Source organism: Micromonospora sp. HM5-17 (genome assembly GCF_003762835.1).
GTDB lineage: Bacteria > Actinomycetota > Actinomycetes > Mycobacteriales > Micromonosporaceae > Plantactinospora.
This window is the reverse complement of the sequence record NZ_RJWA01000012.1, coordinates 56,317-75,706: the sequence shown is the minus strand read 5'-3', so window position 1 is coordinate 75,706 and position 19,390 is coordinate 56,317. Positions and strand designations below refer to the sequence as shown.

The 19,390-nt window shown below is 74.0% G+C and carries 14 protein-coding genes, 1 pseudogene and 1 riboswitch; of the genes and pseudogenes, 10 read left to right on the top strand and 5 right to left on the bottom strand.

Annotation, left to right across the window (positions count from 1 at the left end; all coding sequences use genetic code 11):
- The first annotated feature begins 33 nt into the window (after positions 1–33).
- Both EF879_RS24700 and EF879_RS24695 read left to right on the top strand, forming a co-directional pair.
- Entirely contained in the window at positions 34–750 is a 717-nt protein-coding gene (locus EF879_RS24700; RefSeq protein WP_123562656.1) for a bifunctional 2-polyprenyl-6-hydroxyphenol methylase/3-demethylubiquinol 3-O-methyltransferase UbiG, read from the top strand.
- A gap of 71 nt (positions 751–821) precedes the next feature.
- Positions 822–2,084 (top strand): D-arabinono-1,4-lactone oxidase, encoded by a 1,263-nt coding sequence (locus tag EF879_RS24695; RefSeq protein WP_123562655.1) that lies wholly within the window; start codon positions 822–824, stop codon positions 2,082–2,084.
- A gap of 188 nt (positions 2,085–2,272) precedes the next feature.
- On the opposite strand, the gene EF879_RS24690 is transcribed toward EF879_RS24695, so the two are convergent.
- The 4 genes from EF879_RS24690 to EF879_RS24675 form a co-directional block, all read right to left on the bottom strand.
- Complete coding sequence (locus EF879_RS24690) at positions 2,273–4,561, bottom strand: hypothetical protein (protein ID WP_148086547.1); 2,289 nt, start codon at positions 4,559–4,561, stop codon at positions 2,273–2,275.
- Positions 4,558–5,790, bottom strand: a complete 1,233-nt coding sequence (locus tag EF879_RS24685) for a glycosyltransferase family 2 protein (RefSeq protein ID WP_233604730.1) — start codon at positions 5,788–5,790, stop codon at positions 4,558–4,560. The genes EF879_RS24690 and EF879_RS24685 overlap by 4 nt, the downstream gene beginning before the upstream one ends.
- Before the next feature lie 124 nt (positions 5,791–5,914).
- Positions 5,915–7,621: a glycoside hydrolase family 3 protein gene (locus EF879_RS24680; protein ID WP_123562651.1), complete on the bottom strand. Its 1,707-nt coding sequence runs from the start codon at positions 7,619–7,621 to the stop codon at positions 5,915–5,917.
- A 141-nt stretch (positions 7,622–7,762) separates the two neighbouring features.
- Entirely contained in the window at positions 7,763–8,254 is a 492-nt protein-coding gene (locus EF879_RS24675) for a DUF3145 domain-containing protein (protein WP_123562649.1), read from the bottom strand.
- 335 nt (positions 8,255–8,589) lie between these two features.
- On the opposite strand from EF879_RS24675, the gene EF879_RS24670 reads away from it, so the two are divergent.
- The 5 genes and pseudogenes from EF879_RS24670 (at position 8,590) to EF879_RS24650 (ending at position 15,424) form a co-directional block, all read left to right on the top strand.
- Complete coding sequence (locus EF879_RS24670) at positions 8,590–8,919, top strand: hypothetical protein (RefSeq protein ID WP_123562647.1); 330 nt, start codon at positions 8,590–8,592, stop codon at positions 8,917–8,919.
- Positions 8,920–9,216: 297 nt separating this feature from the next.
- Positions 9,217–10,101 (top strand): annotated as a pseudogene (locus tag EF879_RS24665) (alpha/beta fold hydrolase); the annotation flags it as partial.
- Between the two features lie 505 nt (positions 10,102–10,606).
- Positions 10,607–12,730 (top strand): AAA family ATPase, encoded by a 2,124-nt coding sequence (locus EF879_RS24660; protein WP_123562643.1) that lies wholly within the window; start codon positions 10,607–10,609, stop codon positions 12,728–12,730.
- A gap of 219 nt (positions 12,731–12,949) precedes the next feature.
- A complete protein-coding gene (locus EF879_RS24655) occupies positions 12,950–13,864 on the top strand; it encodes a cation diffusion facilitator family transporter (RefSeq protein ID WP_123562641.1) in 915 nt (304 codons plus the stop codon).
- 323 nt (positions 13,865–14,187) lie between these two features.
- Positions 14,188–14,316, top strand: a riboswitch (cyclic di-AMP (ydaO/yuaA leader).
- A gap of 91 nt (positions 14,317–14,407) precedes the next feature.
- A complete protein-coding gene (locus tag EF879_RS24650; protein WP_123562639.1) occupies positions 14,408–15,424 on the top strand; it encodes a hypothetical protein in 1,017 nt (338 codons plus the stop codon).
- 123 nt (positions 15,425–15,547) lie between these two features.
- Here the strand turns inward: EF879_RS24650 and EF879_RS24645 are convergent, their stop codons facing one another.
- Positions 15,548–16,780, bottom strand: a complete 1,233-nt coding sequence (locus tag EF879_RS24645) for a cellulose-binding domain-containing protein (protein ID WP_123562637.1) — start codon at positions 16,778–16,780, stop codon at positions 15,548–15,550.
- Between the two features lie 280 nt (positions 16,781–17,060).
- On the opposite strand from EF879_RS24645, the gene EF879_RS24640 reads away from it, so the two are divergent.
- The 3 genes from EF879_RS24640 to surE all read left to right on the top strand — a co-directional run bounded on the left by EF879_RS24640 (position 17,061) and on the right by surE (position 19,372).
- Positions 17,061–17,393: a YnfA family protein gene (locus EF879_RS24640; RefSeq protein ID WP_123562635.1), complete on the top strand. Its 333-nt coding sequence runs from the start codon at positions 17,061–17,063 to the stop codon at positions 17,391–17,393.
- A 156-nt stretch (positions 17,394–17,549) separates the two neighbouring features.
- A complete protein-coding gene (locus EF879_RS24635; protein WP_233604729.1) occupies positions 17,550–18,527 on the top strand; it encodes a 1-phosphofructokinase family hexose kinase in 978 nt (325 codons plus the stop codon).
- On the top strand, positions 18,524–19,372 hold the full coding sequence (gene surE, locus EF879_RS24630; protein ID WP_123562631.1) for a 5'/3'-nucleotidase SurE: 849 nt from the start codon (positions 18,524–18,526) through the stop codon (positions 19,370–19,372). Before EF879_RS24635 ends, surE begins: the two co-directional genes overlap by 4 nt.
- Positions 19,373–19,390 lie beyond the last annotated feature (18 nt).

The following is a 19,390-nucleotide window of genomic DNA, read 5'->3' as shown; positions in this document are numbered from 1 at the left end:
TGGAGCCGACCCGCACCGTCGGCGGAGGCGCACGTGGAAGCGACCGAGGTCCGCAAGCTCGCCGCGCTTGAGGACACCCACTGGTGGTACCGCGAGCGCCGGGCGCTGTTGGCCCGGGCGCTGTGCCGGCTCGCCTCCGCCGGGCGCCGGCCGGACCGGGCGCTGGACATCGGCGCGGCCGGCGGCGGCAACACCCGGGTGCTCCGGGCGCACGGCTGGCGGTCGATCGCCCTGGAGTACAGCCCGGACGGAGCCCGGATCGCCCGGGAGCGGGGGCTCGACGTGATCCGGGCCGACGCCCGGCACCTGCCGCTCCCCTCGGGAAGTCTCGGGCTGGTGGTCGCCTTCGACATCCTCGAGCACGTCGACGAGGACCACCTGGCCGCGGCCGAGATCCGGCGTACGCTCGCGCCGGGCGGAACCGCGCTGATCGCCGTACCCTGCGACATGCGGCTCTGGTCGGCGCACGACGTCGCGGTCGGGCACGTCCGGCGCTACGACCGGGCGACCCTGACCGCGCTGGTCGAGAAGGCCGGCCTGGTCGTCGACGAGCTGTGGAGCTGGAACGTCCTGCTCCGGCCGGTCGCCGCGTGGCGCCGGCGCCGCTCGACCGGCAGCGACCTGGACGACCTGCCCGGCGCGGTCAACCTCGGCCTCCGGGCGGTGATCACCGCCGAGCGCTACCTGCCGGTGAAGTCGCTGCCCGGGGTCTCGCTGATGCTCCGCGCCCACCGGCCGGAGACCGGCTGACCACCCACCCCCGGAGCCGGCTGCCCGGCACCGGGACACCCCACCACCCCTCACCACGGCGAGGTTTGCGCATGACCGGACGACCGACCAACTGGGCGGGAAACATCACCTTCGACGCCGCCCGGCTGCACCGCCCCGGCTCCGTCGCCGACCTCCGCGCGATGGTCGCCGGAAGCGACCGGATCCGCGCACTCGGCACCGGACACTCCTTCAACCGGATCGCCGACACCACCGGCGACCTGGTCTCGGTCGCCGGCCTGCCGCCGGTCGTCGAGATCGACCACGACCGGGCCCAGGTCACCGTCTCGGCCGGACTCCGCTACGGCGAGGTCGCCGCCCGCCTGCACGAGGCCGGCCTCGCGCTGCACAACCTCGGCTCGCTGCCGCACATCTCGGTCGCCGGGGCGGTCGCCACCGGCACCCACGGCTCCGGGCTGGCCAATGGCAGCCTGGCGACCGCCGTCGCCGCGGTGGAGCTGGTCACCGCCGACGGCGAGCTGCGGACCCTGACCCGTGACACCGACCGGGACGACCTCCTCGGCGCCGTCGTCGGGCTCGGTGCGCTCGGTGTGGTCACCCGGCTCACCCTCGACCTCGTCCCGACCTTCGACGTCGCCCAGTACGTCTACGACGACCTGCCGTGGGCGCGGATCGCCACGGACCAGGCGGAGCTCTTCGGCGCCGGCTACAGCGTCAGCCTCTTCACCGACTGGGCCGGTCGACGGTTCAACCAGGTGTGGGTGAAGCGCCGGGTCGACGCCGGCGCGCCGGAGCCGGAGCCCCGGTGGCTCGACGCCACCCTGGCCGACGCGCCCCGGCACCCGGTGCCCGGGATGCCGGCGGTGCACTGCACGCCGCAGCTCGGCGTGCCGGGGCCGTGGCACACACGGCTGCCGCACTTCCGGCTGGAGTTCACGCCGAGCAGCGGTGCGGAGTTGCAGTCGGAGTACTTCGTCGCGCGGCACCACCTGGTCGAGGCGCTGGCCGCGCTGGAGGACATCGCCGACCGGATCGCCGCCGTGCTCCAGATCTCGGAGATCCGTACCGTCGCCGCCGACGAGCTGTGGCTCAGCCCGGCGTACCGGCGGGACAGCGCGGCGCTGCACTTCACCTGGGTGGCCGATGCCGAGGCGGTCCAGCCGGTGATCGCCGCGATCGAGGAGCGGCTGGCGCCGTACGCCGCCCGGCCGCACTGGGGGAAGCTCTTCGGCGTCCCGCCCGAGGCGCTGCGCGACCGCTACCCGCGGTACGCCGACTTCGCCGCCCTGACCCGCCGGTACGACCCGACCGGCAAGTTCCGCAACGACCTGCTGGACACCTACTTCCCGGCCTGACCGCACGCCCGGACCTTCCGGGCCGACCGCAGGCCCGGAGTCCTCCGGTTCGGCTGACCGTCCCGGCCCTCCGGTGGTCGGCCCGACAGCCGGACCGGGCCCGGGCTCCGGCCGTGCGAACAGGCGCCGCCGCGATCCGGATCCGGGCACGATCGCGCCGATCGGGTCCGGGTCCGGCCGGGCGGCCGTCAGGAGATCTGGTAGACGGCCATCCGGCCGTTGTCGTAGCGGAGCGTGGCGAGCCGCCGCAGCTCAGGCGACTCGTGACCCGCCTGGCGGTCCACCACCAGCCAGCGGACGCCGTACCGGTCGCGCAGCTCGCGCAGTCCCGCCTCGGTCGGATCGGTGAACACGGCGTCGTTGCGGCGCAGCAGCTCCTGGTCCCAGAACGGGGTGTACGGGCCGAGCGCCGCCACCCGGGGCGCGAAGGCCCAGCCCTCCACCAGGACCCGGCGTTCGGCGTACGCGCTGAGCCAGAACGAGCGCGCGTCACACCAGCCGTTCACCACCACCAGGCAGTGCGCGTTGGTCGCCAGCACGTCGCTCGGCGCGCTGTGCTCCCGGGTCCACCGGGCGGCGTCGACCCGCGACTTCGGCAGCGGAACGGTCGTGTACGCGCCACCGTTCGGGTTCCGCTGTGACTTCGCCATGTCCATCACCAGCCCCGGCGCGCCAACCACCAGGACGGCGGTGAGCAGCAGGACCGCGCCCTTGCCCCGCAGGGCCGGGATCCCCTGGGTCGCCGGACGCCAGAGCCCGGCGCCGAGCACCGCCAGCACGGCCAGCCCGCCGGACCACCAGAGCAGCGGGCGCAGCGAGTCGAACGGCCACCCGCCCGGCGCCGGGCCGGCGTACCGGAGCTGGACCGCCACCAGGACGACCGCGAGCGCGAGGGCTACCAGGCCGATCCCGGCCCGCGCCCGCCGGGTCAGGTCGGCCCGCTCGGCGACCAGCACGTAGCCCCACGCCGAGAGGACCACCGCGAAGGTGAACCCGGCCCGGAGGAAGTACTGGTTGCCGCCGCCGGACTGGGCCAACGCCAGGTAGAACACCAGCCCGGCCAGGGTGCCGCCGAGCAGGAGCCACTGCACCGGTGCGAGCCGGCCCCGGGTCAGCCACAGCAGCGGCAGCACGCCGGCGACCCGGAGCTGCATGTTGACCAGGAACACCCCGACGACGGCGAGTACGGCCAGCGGCCCGGCCCAGCTCGGCCGGTCGGGCGGCAACGTCCAGAACGGCTCCAGGCTGTGGAACGGCTCCACGGTGATGCCGTACGCCCGGAAGCGGTAGATCACCGCGGTGACGAAGAGCTGGGCGGCGCCGACGGCCAGCCCGGCCCAGACCACCGCCCACGGGATACGTCGGGTACGCACGAGCAGGGCGACCGCGGTGAACGCCAGCGCCAGCCCGACCACCGGCAGGGAGCTGGCCTTCGCCGCGCTGGAGGCGACCATCAGCATCGTCGCCAGGAGGAAGGCCCCGGCGAAGGGCAGCGGCGGGACCGGCCGGTCGGCGCGCCGGTCCACCACGTCCGCCAGCGCCGCGACCAGCGCGATCAGCAGGACCCAGCTGTAGATCATGGACATGCCGTGCCAGACCACGAAGGTTGCCTGGGTGCCGAACGGCATGGTGACCGGGTCGGTGAAGTTGGTCTCGCCGACCACGAAGAAGAGCGCGGCGGCGATCGCCCCGACGTACGGCCGGCCGCTGACGCGCCAGCCCAGCACGGCGGTGAGCACGATGGCGGCGGCGCAGAGCGCGGGAATGGCGAGCCGCAGCGCCACCACCGGCAGGTCGATCCGGCCGATCAGGCTGGTGGTGGCCATGTGCGCGTACCCGAACCAGTGGTAGTCCAGCGGCTCACCGGCGACCTGGGGGACATGCAGCGGAAAGTGGTGCTTCGCCTCCCCGGCCAGCGAGAGCTGGTAGGCGAGGTCGAGGTACTGCATGGTCCGGTCCGAGGTGGGCAGGATCGGGTTGCGTTCCAGGAACGTCACCGAGAGGTAGGTGGTGAAGAACGCCACCGCGCCCGCCACCGACCAGGACCAGCCGATCGGGGCACGGGCCGGGTAGTCCCGAACCCACCAGTGGCGCCGCAGCCGGGGCACGCCGAGGAAGAGCCCGACCACCACCGCCGGCCAGAGCCAGAGCCATCCCCCGACGCCGAGCGCCATCCAGACCGCCCAGGCCGCCAGCTCCAGCACCAGGCCGACCGCGGTCCCCATCGCGACGTCCTCGACCAGGGTGTGCGGGCGTCCCCGCAGCGCCCGGTAGACCAGGGTGCCGGGCAGGATCAGCGCCCAGAGCAGGTACGCCGCGTACCGGAGCAGGTCGAGCGGGGCGGTGTCGGCGACCAGCAACACCACGGCGACGTAGCCGACCGCCGCGCCGAGCGGCGCCCAGCGCAGCAGCACGCTGCCGGGCGCTGTCGGAGCGCGGCGGGTCGGGCCGGCCACTGCCGGAACGGTCGCGGTCACCGGGCCGCCCTCGTGCCGCCACGCTTGCGCCGGGCCGGCGCCCTGCCCCGCCCGGTTCCCGCGCCGCCACCGGTGGTCGCCACCGCCGGTCCGTCGGCGGTACGCGCCACCGCCCTCGGCGCGGTACGCTCCACAGCCTCCGCCGGCGGATCCCCGACCGGCTCCGCGGCCCCGACCGGATCACCCCCGGCGGTCGCCGCACCGTCGGGACTCCCCCGCCGCCCGGCGGTCGCCACCCGGCCGGCACTCGCGACGTCATCCGGGGTGTCGACGGTCTCCGCCAGGTCGGAGCCGTCCGCAGTGTCGAAGCTGACGAAGTAGCTGGGGCGACCCTGCACGGCGGCGTAGATCCGGGCGACGTACTCGCCGAGCAGGCCGAGGCAGAGCAGTTGGATCGCGCCGACGAAGAGGATCGCCACGTAGAGCGAGGCCCAGCCGGTGACGGTGGAGCCGCGCAGGTAGGCGACGAACGCGAAGACCACCATCAGGGCGCAGAGCAGCATGCCGCCGAGACCGAGCCAGGTCGCCACCCGTAGCGGCGTCGCGGAGAAGCTGGTGATGCTGTCGGTGGCCAGCCGGATCATCCGGGACAGCGAGTACTTGGTGCTGCCGGCGGCGCGCTGCTCGCGGACGTACGGCACCTCGGCACTCGGGAAACCGAGCCAGGGCACGACCAGCCGGAGCACCGGACGCCGCTCGGGCAGTTCGCGCAGCGCCTCCACGGTCGCACGGCTGAGCAGCCGGAAGTCCCCGGCCTGGGCCGGCACGGTGTTGCCGACCAGGCGACGCACGATCCGGTAGTAGAGGCCGGCCGTGGTGCGCTTGAACCGCGAGTCGGTGGAGCGGTCGCTGCGGACGCCGTAGACGATGTCGAGGGAGCGCGCCCGGGCCAGCGTCAGCATCTCCGGCAGCACCTCGGGCGGGTCCTGGAGGTCGGCGTCGATGCTGGCGACGTACCGGCCCCGGGCCCGGAACAGGCCGGCGAGCAGCGCAGCCTGGTGGCCGCTGTTGCGACGCAGCCGGACCACCCGCAACTCCGGCCAGCGCCGGCGCAGGCCGGCGAGGACGACCGGGGTGTGGTCGGTGCTGCCGTCGTCGACCGCCACCACCTCGTACGGCTCACCCAGGCCGTCGAGGACCGGACGCAGCCGGCGGACGAACAGCGGCAGGACGGCCTCCTCGTTGAAGATCGGCACGACCACGGAGAGGGTCGGCTCACGGCTCGTCACCGTCCGTACCCCCTCCGTCCCCGTTGATCTACCGGACAGCCGAACGCTACCAGCCGATCCCGTGACCGGAGTCACCAGCGGTGTCACCGTCACGCCTGCCGGGACCGCCACCGCGGTCCACCGGTCAGGCCGCCGGACAGGTGGAGCGCGGCAGTCCGGAGACCGCGACCGGGGCACGCCCGGTCGGCTTCGCCCGTCCGGCGAGCACGTCCGCGAGCGCCGACATCGAGGCCGGCGTCGACGAGTACGTCGCCAGCAGCACCCTCGACTTCGCCCGGCCGAGCAGGTACGGCGTGTCCATCCCCACCGTCACCTCGGCGTCGTCGCGGAGGTCGGCGACGCCGTCGCCGTACCCGACCAGGTGAACCACGGTGCCACCCGAGGGCACCACCTGGACCCCGGCCGCGGTCAGCGCCTCGATCAGCAGCTTGCGGGTCCGGTCCCGCCCGCCCGAGGAGGTCACCGTCACCGGGCCGGTCACCGGCGCCGGCCCGCAGGGGCCACGCAGCACCGTCACCGCGGCCGCCGCCACCCGGCGGGCCGCCTCCTGGTGCGCCGGGCTGTTCAGCGTCTCCAGCCCCGGCGTCGGACGGTCGGCCAGCCGGAACTTCAGCGTCAACACCCGGGTCACCGCCTCCAGCAGCCGGGACCGCGGCAGCGAACCATCCCGGAGGGCGGCCAGCAGCCCGTCGTACGCCTCGGTCACGTTCGGCGGCATCAGCACCAGGTCGTTGCCGGCGTTGATGGCCCGGACCACGGCCTGGCCGGTGGGCTGGTCGGTGACCGCGCTCATGTTCATGGCGTCCGTGACCACGACCCCGGTGAAGTTGAGCTGGTTGCGGAGCACGTCGACGAGGAGCTTCCGGGAGAACGTCGCCGGCACGCCGGGATCGATCGCGCGTACGTCGAGGTGCCCGCTCATCACCAGCCAGGCCCCGGCCTCGATGCCCGCCCGGAACGGCGGCAGGGCGTTGCTCTCCAGCTTTCCGCGGTCCTGGGTGACCACCGGCAGCTCCTGGTGCGAGTCCGCCTCGGTCTGGCCGTGCCCGGGGAAGTGCTTCAGTGTGGCGCCGACCCCGGCCCCCTGCAGGCCCCGGACCGCGGCGCTGACCTGTGCCGCCGCCGCCTTCGGGTCGGACCCGTACGACCGGGAGCCGATGACCTTGCTGTCCGCGCCGAGGACGTCGGCGCTCGGCGCGAAGTCGACGTTCACCCCGAGCGCGGCGAGTTCGGCCCCGGCGGCCCGCCAGGCCGCCTCGGTGAGGGACGGCTCACCGGCCGCGCCGAGCGCCATCGCGCTGGGCAGGTTGGTCACCCCCTCGGAGATCCGGGTGACGACGCCGAACTCCTGGTCGATGCCGATCAGCAGGGGCGCGGCGCCGGCCGCGAGCGTCCGGTTCGCCTCCTGGAGACCGCGGGTCAGCTCCCGCACCTGGGGCGGGCTGTCGACGTTCGTCGTCGGCTGGTTCGCGCCGGTCGGATCGTCGGCGGAGAAGCCGACCAGGATCAGCCCACCCAGCCGGTACCGGGTGACCATCTCGGCCGGGGTGTCCACGCCGGCCAGCTTCCGGTTGCCGGCCGCGGACCCGGCCGAGACCCTGGTCGCCGAGTCGCCGTACGCGTACGGCATCAGCACCTGGCCGACCAGGTCCTCGTCGCTCAGCCGGCCGACCAGCTCGGCGGCCCGCGCCGCCGGGTCGGCCGAGGTGACCGACGGTGACGGCGAGGGTGCGGACCCGGCCTGGTCGCGCGTACCGACGCATCCGGAGAGGAGCAGGGCGGCGACGGTGGTGAGCACGAGCGGTAGCTGTCTGCGGGACGCATTCGGCACGTCCGTTATCCCACCAGGTCACCACGAGCCGGGCAACTCGCCCCCCGGCACCCCGGGCTCCCCGGCCCCGCCGGCCACCGGTGTCGGACCGACTCGGGACCGGCCGCCTCCGGCTCAGCCGTCCCGGGCCGGTCGCCCGACTCAGCCGACCTGGGTCAGCAGCGTGACCGGCGCCCCGTCCCCGGCGTAGCGGTACGGCTCCAGCTCGGCGTCCCACGCCGTGCCCATCGCCTTCTCGAGCGCGTGCGCGAGCGCCTCCGGTCCCCGCGCCGACGCCATGATCGACCGGAGCCGGTCCTCACCGATCTGGATGTCGCCGGCCGCCCCGGTCGTGGCGCGGAAGAGTCCGCGTCCGGGAACGTACATGAAACGCTCGCCGTCGACCCCGGGACTCGGTTCCTCGGTGATCTCGAACCGGATCATGGGCCACTGTCTCAGCGCAGCCGCCAGTTCCGCGCCGGTCCCCGGCCGACCGGACCACCCGCACTCCGCCCGACGGGCGCCCGGATCAACCGGCTGTGCCGTCCAGTGCAGGGTGACCGGCGCGGTGAGGACGCGCGCGATCGCCCACTCGACGTGCTGGCACACGGCGAGTGGGGTCGAATGAACGTATACGACGCCACGCGTTGGCACGGTGACCTCCCGGAGAGCGAGGTGCGTCTTCCCCTACGACCTCGCGTCACCGAGCGATGCTGGAACACATGATGACGGTTGTGACGGATGGTACGCCAGGGATTCGGGAAACTGCTCCCGGGGAATAGCCGTACCGGTGTAGGTAGTTGGCCCCCATGTCAGCGGCGGTGACCGGGCCGGTCATGACCGCTGTCGTGTAAAATTTGCCCGGCGGCGTCTGCCGCCTAAGTTCGGCACGCACCCGGCCGGGCGGAAGTAGCTACATCCGGCGGCAGGCCCGCCGACTGTCCCCTCGGACTTCCCGTCCTCCCGTACGTCATGCAAGGAGTACCTCCGTGGCGAGCAACACCTCCAAGACCGCGCGCGCATCCGTCCGGGCCGGCCAGGCAGGCCAGAGTGGTGGCCTGAGCGTCCTTGGCGAGTTCAAGTACCTGATCCCGCTCAACAACGGCAAGCACGCCTACGTGCGGAACATGATCAGCGGCAAGACCACGCACCTGCGGACCGACTCCGAGGCGTTCATCGAGGAGATCCGGTCGCTCGCCAACGCGGGGCACGGTGCCAAGATCCGCGCCGAGCTGAACAGCCTCGCCGCCGCCCACCCGAGCCACGGCTGGGACGTCTGTGAGAAGCGCCTCGTCGAGGCGGGCGTCTTCGAGGCCTGAGCGCCGCGTTTCGTGCATCGCCGACGCCCTCGGCACGCTCCCGTGCCGAGGGCGTTTCGCGTCCGTCGTTCCGGTCCGGGGCCTCCGCGCGCTTGGGGACCGGGTCGACGTGCCGGTGCCGGCGTCGGTGGTGGGCCTGGCCGGCCTGGTTCACCCGTCGGAGCTACGGGTAGTCCGCGCCCGGTGACGTGTTTCGGCACCTGATGGAAAGCAGACAGACGCGCCGGCGGCGGCACCGCATCGGGCACGATTGGTACCCGTGGGTACGGTTTACCCCGGCTCGACGCGGAGGTGGCCATGCCCGACCCCATCGCGATACCCCTGACCGACGGCGTACGGCTGCACGGGACGAGCACCGGCCCCACCGACGCGCCCCTCACCGTCGTCCTGCTGCACGGCTGGACCCTGGACGGGCGGATCTGGCACCGCCAGGTAACCGCGCTCCGGGAGGCGTCCGGCACCCCGCTCCGGGTCGTCACCTACGACGCCCGGGGTCACGGCAGGTCCGGTCCGACCACGCTCCGCTCCGCCACCCTCGCCCGGCTCGGTGACGACCTCGCCGAGGTGCTCGCCCAGGTGGCCCCGCACGGGCCGGTGGTGCTCGCCGGGCACTCGATGGGCGGGATGACCATCCTGGAGTACGCCCACCGTCACCCTGACGACTTCGCCCGCCGCGTCGCCGGCCTGGTCCTCGTCTCCACCACCGCCGAGGGGCACACGCACACCTGTTACGGGGTGTCGCCGCGGCTCGCCCGCCTGATCCGGGTGGCCGAGACCACCGGTGCCGGGCTCCTGGCCCGGTGCGGCGGCCTGCGCACCCCGCGCCCGCTGCTGCACGCGCTCCGCCCGACGCTGCGCTGGCTGCTCTTCGGCGACGTCTGCCGGCCGGCCGACCTCCGGCTGACCACCGCCGCGGTGGCCCGTGCCTCGATGGTCTCGATCGGCGGATTCCGGCCGTCCATCGGGGCGCAACGTCGGTTGGAGACCCTCGCGGCGCTGGCCGACATCCCGGCCGCGATCCTCGTCGGCGACCGGGACCGGCTCACCCCGCCCCCCTGCGCGCTCTCGATCGTCGCGGCGCTGCCCTCGATCGCGCTGACCGTCTGCCCCGGTGCCGGCCACATGCTGATGCTGGAGCGTCCCGACGAGGTCACCGCCGCCCTCCGCGCGGTGACGGGCCAGGCCGCCGCGCGGACCGGCGCTGCGCGTGGGCGTGGCGGTGCCGACGCCACCGCCCCGCGCGCGGGTGCGGCCGTCCCGCGAACGGACCGGGCCGCCACCCGAGCCGGCGAGGGCATCACCCGAACCGGCGAGGCCGGGGCCGGGGCGGGCGTCGCGTCGCCGACGGCGCCGGCGAGCCGCCGCCGCGCGCCGGCGTGGGCCGGCCGGGCCGGGAACGCCATCGCCGTGCTGAGACTGCCACGACGCCGGGGAGGCCGGCCCACCAGGGCGGGCACGTGAACCGGGCCGGCCGGCTCGGGGACGCCGGCCGGGCCCGGCCTCGGCCTGGCGCGTGGCGGTCGCCCCGAACCGGCCGGGCGGACGGCGGGTACGGAGACGGCGGACCGGGACGGAGCGGGCAGGGCGTACCCTCGCAAGCTGGCATTCGCGCGGTCGGCGCGGTGCGGGCTCCGGTGACCCCCGGAACCGGCACCGTGCCCAGAGCTGATCTCCGGGGGCAGAAGCGGTGACAGACCAGACCACGCTGCGGCAGGAGATCGAGGCCGAACAGCGTCACCTCGACCGGGTGTACGCCCGGCTGGCGCAGCTGCGCCGCTCCGCCGCCCGCGCCGAGCGGGAGGGCTACCAGATCGCTCGGGTCGGCAACCTCGGCGCGCTCGTCGAGCGGGACGCGATGGTCTACCACGCGGCCCGGCTCCGGCACACCCTCGACGCCGAGCACGAGGGACTGGTCTTCGGCCGCCTCGACCTGCGGACCGGTCAGGTGCTGCACATCGGCCGGCTCGGGATCCGCGGTGAGCACGCCGAGCCGCTCGTGATCGACTGGCGGGCCCCGGCCGCCGCCGCCTTCTACCAGGCCACCGCGGCGGACCCGCGCGGCGTCGTGCGTCGTCGGGTGATCTCGTCGCGGGGCGAGCGGGTGACCCGGATCGAGGACGACCTGCTCGACCCGGCGGCGGCTCCGCCGGAGATGCGGGTGGTCGGCGACGGTGCGCTGCTCGCCTCCCTCTCCCGGAGCACCGGCCGGGGCATGCGGGACATCGTCGCCACGATCCAGCGGGAGCAGGACGAGGCGATCCGCTCCCCCGCCAACGGCGTCACGATCGTCTCGGGCGGGCCCGGGACCGGCAAGACCGCGGTCGCCCTGCACCGGGCCGCGTACCTGCTCTACTCCGACCGCAACCGGTTCGCCGGCGGCGGGGTGCTGGTGGTCGGCCCCTCCGCCGTCTTCGTCGACTACATCGCCTCCGTCCTCCCCGCGCTCGGCGAGAACTCCGCCACGCTCCACTCGCTCGGCTCCCTGTTCGACGGGGTGACCGCGACCCGGACCGATCCGGCTCCGGTCGCCGCGATCAAGGGGTCGCTGCGGATGCGCAGGGTGCTGCAACGGGCGGTCCGCGACCAGGTCCCGGACGCTCCCCAGGAGCTACGGCTGCTCTATCGGGGCGAACTGCTCCGGCTCACCGGTGCCGAGCTGGAACGGATCCGGCTGGCGGCGCTGCCGCCGGGTGCCCGGCGCAACGAGGTACGCCGGGCCGCCTTCGACGGCATCTTCGCGGCGCTGTGGGCGCAGGCCCAGGAGCTGCGGGTCGGCCGCCTGCCGGACCAGCCCGCGTTCGAGGACGAGATCGCCGAGCGTCCCGAGTTCCGGGACTTCCTCCGGGCCTGGTGGCCCCGGCTGCACCCGACCCACGTGCTGCGCTGGTTGGCCCGGCCGGAGCGGCTGCGCCGGTACGCCAGCGGCATCCTGTCGGACGCCGAGATCGGGATGCTGGTCGAGGCGTACCGGAGCCTGCCGGACGAGGGGCCGACCATCGCCGACGTGGCCCTGTTGGACGAGCTGGACGAGCTGCTCGGCCGGCCGCCCCAGCCACGCCGGAAGCAGCGGGACCCGTTCCAGGTGGCGGGCGGGATCCGCGAGGTCACGACGTACGCCGACCGGCAGCAGGCCGCCGCCCGGGCCGGGCGGGACGCCGAACGCCCGGCCGACTACCGGGAGTACGCGCACGTGGTGGTCGACGAGTCCCAGGACGTCTCGCCGATGCAGTGGCGGATGCTGGGCCGTCGGGGCAGACTCGCCTCCTGGACGATCGTCGGCGACCCGGCCCAGTCCGCCTGGACGGGTGACCCGGCGGAGTTGGCCCGGGCGCGGGACCAGGCGCTGGGCCGCCGGCCCCGGCACGAGTACGCCCTCACCACCAACTACCGCAACTCGGCGGAGATCTTCGCGGCGGCGGCCCGGGTGATCCGGGAGGTCTCCCCCGACCTGCCGCTGCCGGTCGCGGTCCGCCGCACCGGGGTCGAGCCGGTGGCGCTGACCGTGCCGCGTGCCGAGCTGGCGGACGCGGTCCGCGAGGCGACCGCGAAACTCCTGACCGAGGTGGAGGGGACGGTCGGGGTGATCGCGCCGGTCCCGCGCCGGGACGAGGTCGCGGCGTGGCTCTCGGCCGAGCCCGATCCGCGCCTCTCGGTGGTGGACAGCCTCCAGGCCAAGGGCATGGAGTACGACGGCGTGGTGCTGGTCGCTCCGGGCGAGATCCGGGCCGACTCGGCGGCCGGGGCGCGCACCCTCTACGTCGCGCTCTCCCGGGCCACCCAGCGACTCGTCACCATCGAGCCGGACGCCTGACCCCGGGCTGGTGCCGTCCGGCCGACGGCCGCGGCCCGGCCGCCCGCCACCGGTGTCGGGCGGATGATCGCCGCCGCCCTGGGCCGGTGATCGCCCCCGGGCGTTGGACGGCCAGCGGTGCCGCCCATTTCGCCACGGAACGGCCCGTGGGTCGTCCCGGCCCGGGATTCTTGACCCAGGGTCCGGGATCGGGTCCGTCAGAGCGGGAAAGGTGTGGATGTGGGGGCAGGACATGATCACGGCGGCGCGCTGACGCGCGCGACGGAACGGCACCGGGGTCGGTTGTGGGGCGCCTTCGCGCTGCTCGCCGCGCTGATGGTGGTCGAGGCGGTCGCCGCGCTCGCCACCGGCTCCCTCGCGCTGCTCTCCGACGCCGGACACATGTTCACCGACGTCCTCGGGATCGGGATGGCGCTCGCCGCGGTCACGGCGGCCCGGCGGGCGGCGAACGACGCCCAGCGGACCTTCGGGCTCTACCGGCTGGAGGTGCTCGCGGCGCTGGCCAACGCCGTGCTGCTGTTCGGGGTCGCGGTCTACGTGCTGGTCGAGGCGGTACGCCGGTTCGGCGACCCGCCCGAGGTGGCGGCCGGTCCGATGCTCGTGGTGGCGGCGCTCGGCCTGGCGGCGAACCTTGTCGCCTTCGGGCTGCTCCGTACCGGTGCCCGGGAGAGCATCACCCTACGCGGCGCCTACCTGGAGGTCCTGGGCGACCTGCTCAACTCGGCCGGCGTGATCGTGGCCGCGCTGGTGATCGTCACCACCGGCTGGCGCTGGGCCGACCCGATCGTGGCGCTGGCGGTCGGGCTCTTCATCCTGCCCCGGACCTGGCGGCTCGGCCGGACGGCGGTACGGATCCTGGTCCAGGCCGCCCCGGAGCACCTCGACGTGGCCGCGGTCCGGAACCGGCTCGCCGACGTACCCGGGGTCTGCGACGTCCATGACCTGCACGTGTGGACGCTCACCTCGGGGATGGAGGTCGCGTCGGCGCACCTCACCCTGGAGGCGGGGGCGGAGGTGGCCGGCGTGCTCGCCGCCGCGCGCTCGGCCCTGCGCGAGGACTTTCACATCTCCCACGCGACCCTTCAGGTGGAACCCCGCACCGCCCCCGGTGCCTGCGGTCCCACCGACTGGTAACCGGCCTGCCCGGCCCGGCCAAACCGGTAGCCGGGGGCACGATCGTCCCCGTCCGGTGCCGTGGTCCGGCCGTAGCTCGCCGGCCGACGAGCCGACGCGGGTGGAGCGACGGGGCCGCGTCTCGGCCCCGAGCCGCGGCTCGCCTACCGCCAGTAGTTAGCGGCACCTTAATTTTCGTCCGGCGTCCGGGCTTCTTGTCCGGTTACTTCCTGATGAATCCCAGCAATCTGGGCACCCGCCACGGCAACGGCACGTGTTTCCGGACGGCAACTGCCGGTAGGCTCAGCCCCGGTCTCCGCCAGGCGGCAGCTCACGCCGGCCCGGCGGAGCCGGCGCCTAATCGCCATGCGCGAGCCGGGGAACCAGGTTCCTGGGGTGAATCCGCGTCAGCGGTAGGGATCTTCCGTCCCGAACCCGTCAGCTAACCCGGTCGGCGATTGACGGAAGGACAGTGTCATGCCGTATCTGGCTTCTGCCAGGACAACCGAACGCCCGGCCGCCGGCCGGGCACACCCGACACCGGGCCACGGCTGGCGTAGCCGGTTGGCCGTCGTACTGACCACCCTCGTCTCCCTGGGCGTCGTCGTGGGACTCGGCGGTTCCCCCGCCACCGCGGCGCCCGCCCCGGTCGGGTACGCGCCCGGCGACCTCGACGAGGGAGGCACCGACGACCTCCGCGAGAAGCTCGAGGCGGCCAGCAAGGGGTACGTCGACGCCAAGGCCAAACTGGACCGCTCGGTCAAACGTCAGAAGGAACTGGCCGAGGAGCTCGCCCGGCTACGGACGGAGGTGGCGGCCCGGAGCGAACAGGTCGCCGAGCTGGCCGGGATGGCGTACCGGACCGGGCGGCTGGGCCAGGTCTCGGCCCTGTTGAACAGCGGCTCCCCGGCCAGCCTGCTGGACCGGGCCGCCGCGCTGGACAGGGTGGCCGCCAACGAGAACCGCGCGTTGCGCGACCTCCGCGCCACCCTCGACGCGGAGACCCGGGCAAAGGCCGCGCTCGACCGGGAGATCCGCGAGCAGCGCAAGCAGGTCGAGGTGATGGAGACCCGCAAGAGGCAGGCCGAACGGGCGCTCGCCGCGGCGAACAGCGGTGGGCCCAGTTCGGGGGTGAGCGGCCGCGCCGCCACGGCGAAGCCGGCGCCGCGCAACCCCGACGGCTCCTGGCCGCCCGAATCGTGCAGTGTGAACGACCCGACCCCCGCCGACGGCTGCATCACCCCGCGTACGCTGCACGCGCTCAACCAGGCCAAGGCGGCGGGCTTCACCCGGTACGTCTCCTGCTACCGCCCGGGTGGCAGTGGTGAGCACCCGAAGGGCCGGGCCTGCGACTTCGCCGCCCAGAAGAACGGCTTCGGCGGGGTCGCCACCGGTGGTGACCGGACGTACGGGAACAACCTGGCGGCGTTCTTCGTGAAGAACGCCGACCGGCTCGGCGTGCTGTACGTGATCTGGTTCAAGCAGATCTGGCTTCCGAGCAGTGGCTGGAAGGCGTACAACGGCGGCAACGGGGACCCGTCGAGCGACCACACCAACCACGTGCACCTGTCGGTGTACTGAGCACACTCCCCACAGGAGAACCCGCCGGCACCGCCCGCCACCCCTGGGCGGTGCCGGCGACTCGCGTCCGGCCGCCGTCGGACAGTTCGCCCGCGTGGTGGTAGGCCGGCCCGGGCCGGCGGGTCAGCAGCCGATCCGGGTCGAGCCCAGCGCCACGTCGTCGAACCAGAGCGTGTCGGCGCCCTCGCCGTAGCTCTCCCAGCCGAGCCGCAGGTCGGTCAGGTTCGGCCGCCAGGTGGCGCGGTTGTACCACTGTCCGTCGACGTCGTGGGTAGGGGTACCGTCGGCGGTCAGTCCGGTCACCGCCATGCCGTCGACCCAGGTCTGCAACCGGCCCTGCGTACCGTCCACCATGAACTCGACGCAGGTCCACCGGTTCACCGGCAACGGCAGGCTGAGCGCGACGCCGGTCGGGCTCTGCTCCGGCAGGGTGGCGTCGTCGGAGGCGCGGTTCCACTGCAGCGCACCGTTCTGGCCGCCCATCCGCAGGTCCCGGTTGCCGTCGTTGGCGTCCCGCATGGCCACGAAGGTCACGTGCTGGGTCGGCAACGCGGTGGTGTGCCGCAGCCAGAAGCGGCCGTACCGGACCGCGCCAAGGCCACCCAGGTCCCGGTTCGACCGGACGAAGACGTGGTTGCAGTAGCCGGCGGCGCCGTCGATCCGCACCGATCGGCTGCCCTGGTGTGCGACCGAGCTATCGATCGAGGCCGTACCGGTGCCCTGGCAGTCGGGATAGGTCACGCTCCAGTCGCCGGACGGCATGGTCCCCGACTGGTTCTCGAAGCCGTCACAGAGCGTTGCGCTGCCACAGCCGACCGGCGTCGGCTCGGTCGTGGACGGCGGCGTTGTCGGCGGTGCCGTGGTCGTGGGCGGCTCGGTCGGCGTGACCGTCGTCGGTGGGGTGGTGACTGGCGGCGGGGTCTGGCCCGCGTCGTTACACGCTTCGCCGTTCAGGGTGAACCCGGTCGGCGCGGCCGTGCTCGCGGCGTACGTCCCCTGCACGCCGAACTCGGTCGAGCCACCGGCGGGCAGTGTGCCGTTCCACGCCACGTTCCGGGCGGTTACGACCGCGCCGGCCTGGGTGACCTGGGCGTTCCAGGCGTTGGTGATCCGCTGGTCACCGCCGTAGGTCCAGGTGACGGTCCAACCGTTGACCGGGGTGGCGCCGGCGGTGACGTGGATGGTGGCGGTGAATCCGCCCGGCCACTCGTTCGCCCGGTAGTCCACCAGGCACCCGGCGGCGGCCCGGGCAGACGACCCGGGAAGCACGCCGAGCACGGCGACGGTACCGGCGGCGAGGGCGGTCGCCATGGCCACGGCCAGGAACGCCCGACGATACGGTGCGACGATCCTCATGGGGATTCCTCTCGGAGGCTGCCGGGCGCCGCGCGTGCGTCCCGGCGGATGCTGCGGCTTGGACGACGGTCGGCCCGGGTTGGGTACGGCCGTCCGACGCCCCTCCCGTGGTCGGCTCCCCACGATCCGGCGAACCCGCGCCCGGTGGACCTCCCGGTCAGCCCGAACCCGGCCGTCCCGCGCGGGGCCTGCCCCGTTGCCGGGGCCGGGGTCAGATTATAGATAAATATCAATAGATGCAACCAGGGTTCCCCCGGGTCCCACCGGCACAATGGCCGGTATGACGCTGGCCCGTTCCGTACTGCTGTTCCTGCTCGCCGCCCTCGCCGAGATCGGTGGCGCCTGGCTGATCTGGCAGGGCGTACGCGAACAGCGAGGGCTGCTCTTCGTCGCCGCGGGGATCCTCGCACTCGCCGGGTACGGCTTCGTCGCCGCGTTCCAGCCGGATCCGCACTTCGGACGGGTGCTCGCCGCGTACGGCGGCGTCTTCGTCGCCGGCTCGCTCGGCTGGGCCGTGCTGGTGGACCGGTTCCGGCCGGACCGCTACGACCTGGCCGGCGCGACCATCTGCCTGCTCGGCGTCGCCGTCATCATGTACGCCCCGCGCGGCTGACGCCGCCGCGGATACCTCGGGCGACGTACCCGCGGCATCCACGCCGGGCCGGGCGGGCGGCGGCAGGCTGGCCGCGACGCCCCGCACACCGCCGACGCAGGGCGGCTTCGGCCCGGCGGGGCGCATGCGGAGGGGGGCAGAGGGTATGTACCGGGTATGACCGGACATGTCATGGTCTTTGCCCCGGCACCGCAGCTCACCGTCACCATCGACCAGCCCGCCGGTGAGACAGAGATCCACCTGCATCCGGGAGGACAGGGGGTCTGGCAGGCCCGCATGATCACATGCCTCGGCACGCCGGTGGTGCTCTGCGCCGGGCTCGGCGGCGAGATCGGCCAGGTTCTCGAACCGCTCCTCGCCGGCGAGGGGGTCGAGCTACGGGTGATCCACCGGGAGTCCAGCAGCGGCGGGTACGTGCACGACCGCCGGGGCGGTACCCGAAACGAGATCGCCTTCGTGCCCGGACACCCGCTGACCCGCCACGAGCTGGACGAGCTCTACGATCTGGCGCTCGGCGAGGGGCTGGACAGCCCGGTCAGCGTCCTCAGCGGTCCCGGCCACCCGGCACTGGTGGCCCCGGAGATCTACCGCCGCCTCGCCGCGGACCTCGGCCGCAACGGCAGCCGGGTGGTCGCCGACCTCTCCGGCCCGCATCTCAGCGCCGTCCTCGACAGCGGCCTGTACTTCCTGAAGATCAGTCACGAGGAGTTGATCCGGGACGGCTGGGCGGCCGACGACAGCGAGCGCGAGCTGGTCCGGGTTCTCCGGGCCCTGCACGCCAACGGTGCCGAGTCGGTGGTGGTCAGCCGGGCCGAGAATCCGGCGCTGGTGCTGATCGACGGCGAGGTCTCCGAGCTCGACATGCCCCGGCTCCAGGTGGCCGACGCGCACGGCGCGGGCGACTCCCTGACCGCCGGGGTCGCCTCGACGCTGGCCCAGGGCGGTGATCTGGAACTCGCCGTCCGTACCGGCGCCGCCGCCGGGGCGCTCAACGTCACCCGGCACGGCCTCGGCACCGGCCGGCAGGACTCGATCGCGGGACTGGTCGACCGGGTACGGCTGGCGCCGGTCGGTACGGACCGGCAGGATCGGCTGACCCCGGACGAACTCGCCCACCGCACCACCACGTCATGACGCTCCGGGTCCTGGTCACGAACGACGACGGCATCGCCGCCCCGGGGCTGCGCTGGCTGGCCCGTACGGCGGTGGCCCGTGGTCTCGACGTGGTGGTGGCCGCACCCCGGGAGGAGGCGAGCGGCGCCAGCGCCGCGATGAGCGCGGTCGAGCGGGACGGCCGGGTGGTCGTGGAGGAGCACCACATCGAGGAGTTGCCCGGCATCCCGGCGTACGGCGTCGCCGGCTCCCCGGGCCTGATCACGCTGATCGCCCTGCACGGGGCGTTCGGCCCGGCGCCGGAGGTGGTGCTCTCCGGGATCAACCGGGGCGCCAACGTCGGCCGGGCGGTGCTGCACTCCGGCACGGTCGGGGCGGCCTTCACCGCCGCGGCGAACGGCTGCCACGGGATGGCCGTCTCGCTCGACGTCCTGGCCCCGCACGAGGCGACCGCCGGCAGCGGCGGGGCCGCCGTCGCCGTTCCGCACCCCGAACGGGACGAGCGCCGGCACTGGGCGACCGCCGCCCGGGTCGCGCTCGACCTTCTTCCCCGGCTGACCGCCGGGCCCCGGGAGAGCGTGCTGAACGTCAACAGCCCCGACCTGCCGTACGACCGGCTCCGCGGCGTACGCCGGGCGACGCTCGCCGGCTTCGGTCAGGTGCAGATGACCGTGGCGGAGGCGGGCCGAGGCTTCATCCGTACCGCGCTGGAGGAATCCGGCCAGCCAGTCGAGCCCGGCACCGACGTGGCCTGGCTTGCCGAGGGCTGCGCCTCGGTGACGGCGCTCCGCGCGATCACCGAGGCATCCGATGTGGACCTGTCCGGTCTGGATGGCCCTGTGCCGGGACCGGACGGTACGGGGTGAGGGACGGGCGCGAGGCGC

Bases quoted from the DNA above. Each gene is read 5' to 3' on its own strand.
- EF879_RS24695 (WP_123562655.1), top strand. From the start codon at position 822: ATGACCGGACGACCGACCAACTGGGCGGGAAACATCACCTTCGACGCC.
- surE (WP_123562631.1), top strand. From the start codon at position 18,524: ATGACGCTCCGGGTCCTGGTCACGAACGACGACGGCATCGCCGCCCCG.
- EF879_RS24635 (WP_233604729.1), top strand. From the start codon at position 17,550: ATGACCGGACATGTCATGGTCTTTGCCCCGGCACCGCAGCTCACCGTC.
- EF879_RS24645 (WP_123562637.1), bottom strand. From the start codon at position 16,780: ATGAGGATCGTCGCACCGTATCGTCGGGCGTTCCTGGCCGTGGCCATG.
- EF879_RS24640 (WP_123562635.1), top strand. From the start codon at position 17,061: ATGACGCTGGCCCGTTCCGTACTGCTGTTCCTGCTCGCCGCCCTCGCC.